The following is a 10,078-nucleotide window of genomic DNA, read 5'->3' on the forward strand; positions in this document are numbered from 1 at the left end:
GTGGCGGCCAACCGCCATGTCAGGCAGTGGGGTTGAGCGCGTCGTATCGGCGGAAACCGCGCCCGTACAGAGCGAGAACACCGACCGCGAGCACACAGGCGATCCCGCCGCCGGTGATGGCGACGGCCGGGGAGGTCAGGTCGGCGACGGACCCGGCGAGGAAGTCTCCCAGCCGGGGCCCGCCCGCGACGACCACGATGAAGACGCCCTGGAGCCGGCCGCGCATCTCGTCGGGCGCCGCTACCTGCATCATCGTGTTGCGGAAGATCATGGAGACGGTGTCGGAGTACCCGGCGAGCGCGAGCAGGAGCAGCCCGAGCCAGAGGTTGCGGGTGAGCCCGAAGACGGCGATGGCGGTGCCCCAGCAGGCGACGGCGAGCAGGATCGCCTGCCCGTGGTGCCGGATGCGGCCCTGCCAGCCGCTGAGGACTCCGCCGAGGAGCGCTCCGGCGGCGGGGGCGGCGGCGAGGAGGCCGGTGGTGGTGGCGTCGCCGTCGTACCAGAGGACGGCGACGACGGGGAACAGAGCGCGGGGGTGGGCGAGGATCATCGCGCAGAAGTCCGAGAAGAACGTCATGCGGAGGTTGGGCCGGGTGGCGAGGAAACGGAGGCCGTCGAGGACGGAGGCGCGCTTGGTCCCCGTGCGCTCGGGCAGCATCGAGGGCAGCCGCCACATCGCGTAGAGCGCGGCGGAGAAGGCGACGGCGTCGATGAGGTACGCGGTCTGGAAGCCGCCGACGCCGACGATGAGCCCGCCGAGACTCGGGCCGACGAGCGTGCCGAAGGTCATTGTCATCGAGTTGAGCGCGTTGGCGGCGCGCAGCTGCTCGGGCGGCAGCAGGCGCGGGATCATCGAGGACCGGGCGGGCGAGTTGAGCGCGGCGCAGACCGACTGCAGGGCCACGATCGCGTACAGGAACCAGACCTGGTGGAACCCCGCGAACGCGGCGGTGGCGAGGGCGGCGGACAGCACGGCGGAGCCGGTGGCGCTGGCGAGGCCGAGCTTGCGGCGGTCGACGGTGTCGGCGATGGCGCCGCCGTACAGCCCGAAGGCGATCAGCGGCACGAGTGAGAACAGCCCGACGAGGCCGACGGAGAACGGCGACCGGGTGATCTCGTACACCTGGAGCGAGACCGCGAGCGCGGTCATGCCCTGGCCGACCCAGGAGATGGTGTTGCCGAACCAGAGGCGACGGTAGTGGGCGGAGGTACGGAGCGGGGTGAGGTCGGCGAAGACGCGGCGCCGGTCGGTCTGCTCGGCCTCTTCGGCCTTGTCGGTGGCGCTCACGCGACGTCGTACCGGAGCTCGGGCCTGGCCCAGTGGATCCGCCCGGCGGGCTCGACGGTGCCGGTGCGGCGGGCGCCGGTACGGAGGTAGAAGTCCTCGGCGGGCGGATGCGCGACGACCCGTATGGACCCGAGCCCGGCGGCCCGGGCCTGCTCCCGCATGTGGTCCATGAGCACCCGCCCGATGCCCTGCCCCTGCGCCTCGTCGGCCACGAAGGCGAGATCGAGCTCGGCCTCGTCGAGGAGGAGGGCGTAGAACCCGAGGACCCGGTCGTGGGCGTCGACGGCGACGAATACGGGGTGGTGCTCGATGTAGCTCCCGCCGACGGTGTAGCCGTCGACCATGGCGGCGTAGTCCCCCCGGTAGGCGGCGGATTTCCGGACGAGATGACTGAGACGACGCGAGTCGTCGGCGGTGGCGCGCCGGACGGAGAGGGAGGACATGGGGCGAGTATAGGACTGGGGAGTCGTTCGGTCCTTACTATTTCGGGTGGGGCGACGGGTAGCCGCCGTTGTGGGCCATCGTTGCTGGGGGTCCCCCCAGGGACGGGTGGGCAAGACCCACGAGGCCGGCTCCCGCTACGAGGCCGCTCCCCCGGTGATCCCCGCCTCGCGCACGACCGCCTCCGGCCCAAGGCCGGCCCCTCGGGCAAGGGCCGCCGCGAACGCCTCGTCCCCCAGCGCGGCGCGTACGACCGCCTCCACCCGGTCCACATCCCCCCGCTCGCCCGCAGGCAACGGCGCCCCCGTGGAGGACCGCAGCACGGCGGCGGCGCCCAGCAGAAGGCCCGCCCCCTCGGCGCGGCCGGCCAAGGCCACCGCTCCCGCCAGCCCCTCCAGCGCCGGCGCCACCGCCCGCGGATCCCCGGTCGTCAGCGCCGTCGCGTACCCCTCCTCGTGCAGCGCGAGCGCCCCCGCGCCGTCGCCCCGCAGCTCCGCCACGAAACCCAGCTCCGCGAGGATCAGCGCGTTGGCGCCGTCGAGCCCGACGCGCCTGTGCCAGTCGAGGGCCTCCCGCAGGTGCCCCTCGGCCTCCGCGAGCAGGCCCTCGCGACGGGCGCCGAGCCCGAGGCCGAGGACCGCGTTGATCTCGCCCGCCCGGAAGCCGACCTCGATCGCCTTCTCCCGCCCCGCCCGGTGGTACGCGCGGGCCTGCGCCAGGTCCCCCATGAGCAGCGCGGTCCGGCCGAGCCCCGACAGCAGGTCGGGCACCTCGGCCGTGAGCCCGAAGCGCTCGGCGGTCTCCAGACCGGCCCGCTTGAGCCGCGCGGCCCGCTCGTACGCGCCACCCACCTCCGCCACCGTGGCCAGCGGATGAACGGACCAGAGCCCTCCGCACGCGTCGCCGAGCCGCCCGAACAGCTCGGCGGCCGAAGCCGCGTCCGCCTCCGCCCCGGCCAGGTCGCCCTTGAGGAGCCGCTGCACGGACCGGTCCGCCTGCGCCGCCGCCTCGCCCCAGCGGTCACCCTCGGCCCGGAACCCGTCGAGAGCCTCCCCGGTGAGCGCCTCGCCCTCGGTGCGGCCGCCGGTCCCGCACAGCGCGTGGGCCAGGAACCAGCGCGGCCAGGGGGCGGGGCGGCCGGTCGCGGCGTCGTGCGCCGCGAGGGCGGCGGTGATCCTCCGCCGGCGGTCCGTACCGTCGCCGCTCATGACGGTCAGACCGGTCCGCCACACCTCGACGCGGGCTCGGAGCGCGGGGTCGCCCCCGACGGTCCCCAGCGCGGCCATGGCCGAACGGATCGCCTCACCGAGCCGCCCCCGCAGGACCCAGTACCAGGCCAGGGCGTCCACGATCCCGAGCGCTTCGGCCGCCGCACCCTCCGCCACGGCCCGATCAAGGGCGGCGCGCAGGTTGGCGCTCTCGGCGTCGAGGCGCGCCAGCCACTCCTGCTGCCCGTGCCCGCGCAGTCCGGGTTCGGCGATGCGGGCGAGGCGCGTGTAGTACGCGAGGTGGCGCCCTCGTACGGCGTCGGTCTCGCCGGCCTCCGCCATCTGTTCCAGGCAGTACGCGGCGACGGATTCCAGCAGCCGGTAGCGCGGTCCGTCCTTGCCGTCGACGACCACGACGAGGGAACGGTCCACGAGCCGTGCGAGCAGGTCGAGTACGTCCGCGACCGCGATCTCGTCGCCGCCGCAGACCTTTTCGGCGGCGTCCAGGGTGCAGCCTTCGGCGTGCACGGCGAGGCGCCGCAGGACGGTCCGTTCGGGCTCGGACAGCAGCTCCCAGCTCCAGTCGATCACCGCGCGCAGGGTCTGCTGGCGGGCGGGCGCGCCCCGCTGTCCGGCGCTGAGCAGCCGGAACCGGTCGTCGAGCCGTTCGAGGAGCAGGTGGACGCCGAGGGCGCGGACGCGGGTGGCGGCGAGTTCGAGGGCGAGCGGGAGGCCGTCGAGGCGGCGGCAGACGGCCTCCACGGCGGCGCGGCCCGCCGCGTCGAGGGCGAGACCGGGCGCGGCGGCGGCCGCGCGGGCGGTGAACAGCTCGACGGCGCTGTCGGGTGCGAGCGGGGGAACGGCCCAGAGGGTCTCACCGGCGAGGGCCAACGGCTCCTGGCTGGTCGTCAGTACGACAAGGTCGGGCGCGGTACGGAGCAACAGCGCGACGAGCTCGGCGGCCTCGTCGATCACATGCTCGCAGTTGTCGAGGACGAGCAGCGTCCGCTTGCCGCGCAGGACACCGGCGAGCCGCTGCGCTCCGAACCTGGGGCCTTCGGGGTGCAGCCCCCGAACGCCGTCGTCACGCAACTCCAGCGCGGCAGCGACGACTTCGGCCAACTCGCCCCGGGCGCCGGCCAGCTCGACGAGCCACGCACCGTCGGCGAACTGCCCGCGCACCTGCCGCGCCGCCTCCACCGCGAGCCGCGTCTTGCCGACCCCGCCGGGCCCGGTGAGCGTCACGAGCCGCCGCGCCCCCACCAGCCGGCCCACCTCCCCGACGGCCTCCTCCCGCCCCACCAACCCCCCAACCGGCGCGGGCAGATTCCCCCGCGCGTCCTGCCCCGGCGCGCCTTTGGGGGACGGCAGGGGCGCGGGCCCGGACGCCGGCTCGGGCCCGGACGCCGGCTCGACGCCCGGCTCCCGGCCACGTACCGACACCGCCCCGTGCCCGGCGCCTCCCGGCGCACCCGACACTCCGAGTGCCGGATCCTGTTGGAGCATCGCCCGTTGGAGGGCGGCCAGTTCGGGGCTCGGGTCCAGGCCGAGGGATTCGGCGAGGTGGGTGCGGAAGGACTCGTAGCCGGCCAGGGCCTCGCTCTGGCGGCCCGAGCGGTAGAGGGCGCGGAGGTGGGCCGCGCGCAGGCGCTCGCGGAGGGGGTGCTGGGCGACCAGCTCCGCCAGCTCACCGACGAGCAACGCGTGTTCGCCCGCCTCAAGGCGCGCCTCGGCCGCCTCCTCGCGTACGACGAGCCGCTCCTCCTCCAGCCCGTTCACGGCCGCCCTGGTGAACGGTTCGTGCGCGAAGTCCGCGAACGCGGGGCCCCGCCACAGCTCCAGCGCCTCGGCGAAGAGCGCCGCACGCCGCGCCGGTTCCGCCACGGTACGCGCGCGTGCCGCCAGCGCCGTGAAGCGGTGCGCGTCCAACGCCTCGTCCGGCAGAACCAGTTGGTACCCAGACGCCCTCGACACGACGAGGTCGCGGCCGCCGGGCTCGGCCTCCTCCAGGACGCGGCGGAGCTGGGACACCTTGGCCTGGAGGGACCGCACCGGGTTGCCGGGCGGCTCTTCGCCCCACAGGTCGTCCACGAGCCGGTGCGTGGCCACGGGCCGCGACGGGTCGACGAGCAACGAGGCGAGCAGCGCCCGCACCTTCAGCTCCGGGACCCGGACGACCCGCCCGTCCTCGGTCCGTACGGCCGTCTCCCCCAGCACCGCGAATCGCATGCCGCCCACCGTAACCCCCCCTCTGAGCAGGGACGTCGGCCCAGCCGAACGAGACCCGAACCGGACCCGAACACGTCCCGGGCCGAACCCGAACCGTCGGCGCGCAGAGTCGTCCCCGTCGAACAGCACGCCCCTCGACGCGAGCGGCGGCCCCGGCCCCGCCCCCTGAACCGATCCCCCCTCCCTCCCTTCCCCCAAGGAACTCCTCATGACCGACGCCCGCCGCCCCCGCCACACCCTCCTCGTCCACGCCCACCCCCGCCCCGACTCGCTGACCGCCCAGGTCGCCACGCTCGTCCACGACCGGCTGACCGGTGCGGGCGGCACCGTCGACGTACTCGACCTGTACGCCGAGGAGTTCGACCCCGTCCTGCGTCAGGCCGACGAACCGGACTGGGAGGACCGCGAGAAGGTGTACAGCCCCGAGGTCCACGCCCACATGGACCGCGTCCTGGCCGCCGACGACATCGTGGTCGTCTTCCCGGTCTGGTGGATGGCGCCGCCCGCCGTGATGAAGGGCTGGATCGACCGGGTGTGGAACTACGGCTTCGCCTACGGCCGCAGCAAGCCGCGCCTGGCCGGCAAGAAAATGGTGTGGCTCGCCCTGATGGGCGGCCCCCAGGAGGAGATCGAGAAGCTGGGTCTGGACACCGTCCTCGACCACCAACTGCGCGTCGGTGTCTCCGAGTACTGCGGCATCGTGGACTCGTCCGTACGGATCGTCCACGGCACCGAACTCTCCGGTGTGCCGAAGGACCAGCGCCCGGAGCGGGTACGGAAACTGCTCGCCGAGGCAGGCGCCGCCCTGGAAGGAGCGCTGTCGCGATGACCACGGCAGCCCGGAGCCGGCGGCCGAACCCCACTGGGCGCGCCCCGGGCACCCGGTGACGGGGGTCTCCCCCGGTCGTCATCGGCTCAGGTGTCCACCCGGACCGTGCTGAGCCGGGCCACGGCGGCCGGGTCGCGGTGGTCGAAGAAGAGCGAGCGGCCGTCGTCGAGGGCGGCGATCGCCGCCATCTGGTCGTCGGTGAGCGCGAAGTCGAAGACGGCGAAGTTCTCCGCCATGCGGTCGGCGTGGACCGACTTGGGGATGGCGACGACACCGCGCTGGATCAGCCAGCGGAGGACGACCTGGGCCACGGACTTGCCGTACTCGGCGCCGATCCCGCCGAGGAGGGGGTGGGTGAACAGGCCGTTCCGGCCCTCGGCGAACCCGCCCCACGACTGGATCTGCACCCCGTGCACGCGCATGAGCGCCTGGTCGGCGGCGCGCTGGAAGAACGGGTGGGTCTCGATCTGGTCGACGGCCGGCGTGACCTCGTTGTTGAGGAGGAGGTCGAGGAGCCGGTCGGGGTAGAAGTTGGCGACACCGATCGCCCTGGCCCGGCCCTCACGGTTCACCTTCTCCATCGCCCGCCACTGTCCGTACACGTCGCCGTAGGGCTGGTGCATCAGATACAGGTCCACGTGGTCCAGGCCGAGCCTGGCCAGGGAGGCGTCGAAGGCGCGCTCGGCGTTCTCCTGCGCGGGTGCGTCCTGGACCCAGAGCTTGGTGGTGACGAACAGCTCCTCGCGCGGAATGCCACTGCTCTTGATCGCGCGGCCGACGGCCTCCTCGTTCCCGTACGTGGCGGCCGTGTCGAGCAGCCGGTATCCGAGGGCGAGGGCGTCGGTGACGGCCTGCTCGGTCCGCTCCGGCGGAATCTGGTAGACGCCGAAGCCGAGGATCGGCATCCGAACGCCGTTGTTCAGGCTGACGTACTCCATCGGTCTTCCATTCGGTGCGGGCGGTCGGCCTACCCGGCCACGCTCCCGCACCCGGACGCCACCCGCACCCCGACGAGGACCCGGCCCGCTCCCCCCACGCCTACGCCAGGCCCCCCAGGGCGTCCGGGTCGGCGGCGTCGAGGCGGGTGGCCAGGGCGTTGAGCTGGGTGCGCAGGCCGCGGATCTCGTCCAGGTCCAGGCCGGTCGCGGCGGCGATCCGCTTCGGTACGTCGAGGGCCTTCTCCCGCAGCGCGGTCCCGGCCTCGGTGGGGCGCGCGGTGACCGAGCGCTCGTCCTCGGGGCTGCGCCGCCGCTCGACGTAGCCGGCCGCCTCCAGCCGCTTGAGCAGCGGCGACAGCGTCCCGGAGTCCAGGCGCAGGTGCTCGCCGATCCGCTTGACCGGCAGCTCGTGGTGCTCCCAGAGCACCAGCATGACCAGGTACTGGGGGTAGGTGAGCCCGAGCTCCTTGAGCGCGGCGCGGTAGACGCCGTTGAAGGCGCGGGTCGCGGCGTGCAGCGAGAAGCAGATCTGGTGGTCGAGCCGCAGGAAGTCCGCGTCCCGGTTCGTGTCGGCGGTCGTGTCGAGCGTCTCCATGGCTCCAGGGTACGGGACCCGCCTCACGAGCGATTGAGTTGTGCACAATTGAATTGCACGCTACGGTTTACCGCAGACACCGACCGCACCGCACTCGGAACGGAACGAGGACCCCCATGAACGCGATCTACACCGCCGTCGCCACCGCCAACGGCCGCGAAGGCCGCGCCGTCAGCTCCGACGGCCACATCGACCTCCCCCTCGCCCACCCCCAGGCGCTCGGCGGCAACGGTCAGGGCACCAACCCCGAGCAGCTCTTCGCCGCCGGGTACGCGGCCTGCTTCGCGAGCGCGATGGGCGTCGTGGCGCGCCAGGAGAAGATCGACATCACGGACGCCTCGATCACCGCCGAGGTCTCCATCGGCAAGGACGAGACGGACGGCGGCTTCGGCCTCGCGGTCGTCATGCGCGCCGAGTTCCCGGACCACCTCCAGGGCGAGCCGGGCCGCGAGCTGCTGGAGAAGACCCACGCGTTCTGCCCGTACTCCAAGGCCACCCGCGGCAACATCCAGGTCGAGCTCGTCGTCGAGTAGTACCTGCTCACGGCCGAGGGCCCGTACGCATCCCTACGCGTACGGGCCCTCGGCCATGTCCCGGGGCTGCCGAGCCGTGGTCAGCGCCCCTGCCCGTCGGCCGTCGCGTCCGCCGCGGGCGCGGGCGGATGGTCGTCCGACCGACCCGTCGCGGGGTCCGCATGGGTACCGAAGGGGGTCTTGGTGGCGGAGCGCCCGTTCGCGGAGGCCTCGGGGGAGCCGGGGGCCGCGGGCGTCGGGAGGGAGTCGCAGTAGGTCGCGACATCCTTGCCGTCGGCGGCGTCGACCAGGCGCTTCCAGGCCGCGGCCTCCATGGCTTTGCCCCTGCCCAGGGAATTCTCGTACGCGCGGCAGAGGGCCTCGTTCGACCAGGGCACGTGGGCCGGATCGCGGGGAACCCTGGAGGTCGGAATGCCGGGAACGCGCGGTGTCGTCGGGGCTGTGTGAGGGGTCGGCGAGCTTGATCCCGGGGACTCGAACGGCGGGATCTCAGGTTGCTTCGACGGCAGCGGAGCAGAGGTGCTGCTGCGGGGTTCAGGTTCGGGGGTCTCGGTCCCGTCGGAGGGGTCGTGCGACGCGACGGCGGCGAACGCCACGCCGCCCAGGGTCAGGCTCGCGGCCAGGGCCGCGAGTGCGCTTTTCAGCGAACGCCCCATGCCGCGTTCCGTCGCGGGACGCCAGTCCTCACGGCGTCCGGTGCGCCGAGACTCGTGCAGGCCCGCGTCGCGGGCGGTACGGAACGCGGCGACGGCGGCCCGGGTGGAGGCGTCGTCCACGTCCCTGGGGCGCAGGGCAGCGGCCAGCGCCGCCTCGACCTCGTCGTGTTCCCGCCCACTGTTTTCAGCACTCATCCCAGCAATTCCTTCGCAAGCCGCTTCAGTCCGCGGTGCGCGGCGGAGCGTACCGCTCCCACGCGCTTGCCCAGCACCCGGGCCGCCGCGGGCCCATCGAGCCCGATCACCACCCGCAGCAGCACCGCCTCGGCCTGGTCCGGGGGGAGCGCCGTGACCAGGGCCAGCGCCTCGGCGGTGGACATCGCCTCATGGGCCTCGCCGGCTGTCTCCCGCGGGGCGGGCAGATCAAGCATGTGCTGTTCGAACGGGGCCGTGAACGGCCGCGAGCGCAGTCGCCGCAGGTGGTCCATGGCCCGGTTGCGGGCAATGGTCGCGGTCCAGCCGCGGAACCCCGCTCCGTCTCCCCGGAATCGCCCCAGGTCGCGGGCTATCTCGAGCCAGGCGTCGGAGGCCACGTCCTCGGCGGAGTCGCCGACGAGCCCGCGCAGGTACCCCAGAATCCCGGGCTGCACGATCCGGTACACCTCGGCGAACGCCGCGTCGTCACCGTTCCGCGCACGCTCGACCGCATGCTGCAGAGTGGCGTCGTCCGCCCTCAAATGATCTTCCTCTGGTCTTCCCGCGTCACGCTGTCCGGCGCATCACCCTACGCGGTTGCCAGTCGTCGGCCGTCGGCCGTCCCCCGTGACGGCGCCAGGCGCCGAACGTCGCCGAGCGGCCAGACCCCCTACAGGCCGGATTCGGGGTCGGTGGACGTGCGCTTGTAGGTGCACGAGTAGCCGCCCTCGGGCTCCCCGTACTCCGGGACACGCCCGCTCATCCGCAGCTCTCCGTTCTCCACGTAGAACCCCAGAGACCTGTGGTCGTTCCTCTTCTCGAAACGAAGCACCAGATAGGGCTTCAGTCCAGGGTCCTTGTTGACCGCATGCCATTTCCCGTCGACCGTGAGGCGCGTCACCTTGTCGTCGTCCGGGCCGGGGCCGGCCCATTCGATCGGAAAATCCTTGACCGAGAAGCCTTGGTCGTCACGCAGTCGAATGACGGGAAGCGGTTCCCTGCATTCCGGCCCTCCGTCCCACCGACCGACCAGTTCGGAATTCTGCACGGCCTTCGGAAAGACGCGGGCGGGCCCGGTCGGCCCGCAGGCGGTCGAGGCGAGCACTGTCAAGGTGGCAGCAGCAAGGCTTGCACTGATGCGAAATACGTCGGGCTTCACGCCATCT

Annotated in this window: 10 protein-coding genes; 2 read left to right on the forward strand and 8 right to left on the reverse strand. The window is 73.1% G+C overall.

The genetic code is table 11. The features are described from left to right. Nucleotides 1-19: 19 nt before the first annotated feature. From ACWF79_RS07270 to ACWF79_RS07280, 3 genes are all read right to left on the reverse strand, one after another. Entirely contained in the window at nt 20-1,288 is a 1,269-nt protein-coding gene (locus ACWF79_RS07270; protein WP_453727058.1) for an MFS transporter, read from the reverse strand. Next, nucleotides 1,285-1,731 (reverse strand): N-acetyltransferase family protein, encoded by a 447-nt coding sequence (locus ACWF79_RS07275; RefSeq protein WP_453727059.1) that lies wholly within the window; start codon nt 1,729-1,731, stop codon nt 1,285-1,287. The genes ACWF79_RS07270 and ACWF79_RS07275 overlap by 4 nt, the downstream gene beginning before the upstream one ends. A 135-nt stretch (nt 1,732-1,866) precedes the next feature. Then, entirely contained in the window at nt 1,867-5,166 is a 3,300-nt protein-coding gene (locus tag ACWF79_RS07280; RefSeq protein ID WP_453727060.1) for an AfsR/SARP family transcriptional regulator, read from the reverse strand. A 208-nt stretch (nt 5,167-5,374) separates the two neighbouring features. On the opposite strand from ACWF79_RS07280, the gene ACWF79_RS07285 reads away from it, so the two are divergent. Continuing rightward, entirely contained in the window at nt 5,375-5,995 is a 621-nt protein-coding gene (locus ACWF79_RS07285; RefSeq protein ID WP_453727061.1) for an NAD(P)H oxidoreductase, read from the forward strand. Between the two features lie 86 nt (nt 5,996-6,081). On the opposite strand, the gene ACWF79_RS07290 is transcribed toward ACWF79_RS07285, so the two are convergent. After that, nucleotides 6,082-6,933, reverse strand: a complete 852-nt coding sequence (locus ACWF79_RS07290) for an aldo/keto reductase (protein ID WP_453727062.1) — start codon at nt 6,931-6,933, stop codon at nt 6,082-6,084. 100 nt (nt 6,934-7,033) lie between these two features. Next, a complete protein-coding gene (locus ACWF79_RS07295; protein WP_453727063.1) occupies nt 7,034-7,528 on the reverse strand; it encodes a MarR family winged helix-turn-helix transcriptional regulator in 495 nt (164 codons plus the stop codon). Between the two features lie 116 nt (nt 7,529-7,644). Here ACWF79_RS07295 and ACWF79_RS07300 point away from each other — a divergent pair, with 116 nt between their 5' ends. Further along, entirely contained in the window at nt 7,645-8,061 is a 417-nt protein-coding gene (locus tag ACWF79_RS07300; RefSeq protein WP_453727064.1) for an organic hydroperoxide resistance protein, read from the forward strand. A gap of 80 nt (nt 8,062-8,141) precedes the next feature. On the opposite strand, the gene ACWF79_RS07305 is transcribed toward ACWF79_RS07300, so the two are convergent. The 3 genes from ACWF79_RS07305 to ACWF79_RS07315 all read right to left on the reverse strand — a co-directional run bounded on the left by ACWF79_RS07305 (nt 8,142) and on the right by ACWF79_RS07315 (nt 10,071). Continuing rightward, a complete protein-coding gene (locus ACWF79_RS07305) occupies nt 8,142-8,912 on the reverse strand; it encodes a hypothetical protein (RefSeq protein WP_453727065.1) in 771 nt (256 codons plus the stop codon). Beyond that, nucleotides 8,909-9,454, reverse strand: a complete 546-nt coding sequence (locus ACWF79_RS07310; RefSeq protein ID WP_453727066.1) for an RNA polymerase sigma factor — start codon at nt 9,452-9,454, stop codon at nt 8,909-8,911. Before ACWF79_RS07310 ends, ACWF79_RS07305 begins: the two co-directional genes overlap by 4 nt. Nucleotides 9,455-9,582: 128 nt before the next feature. After that, nucleotides 9,583-10,071 (reverse strand): hypothetical protein, encoded by a 489-nt coding sequence (locus ACWF79_RS07315; protein WP_453727067.1) that lies wholly within the window; start codon nt 10,069-10,071, stop codon nt 9,583-9,585. Nucleotides 10,072-10,078: the final 7 nt, after the last annotated feature.

It is taken from the genome of Streptomyces sp. NPDC054975 (assembly GCF_053609105.1).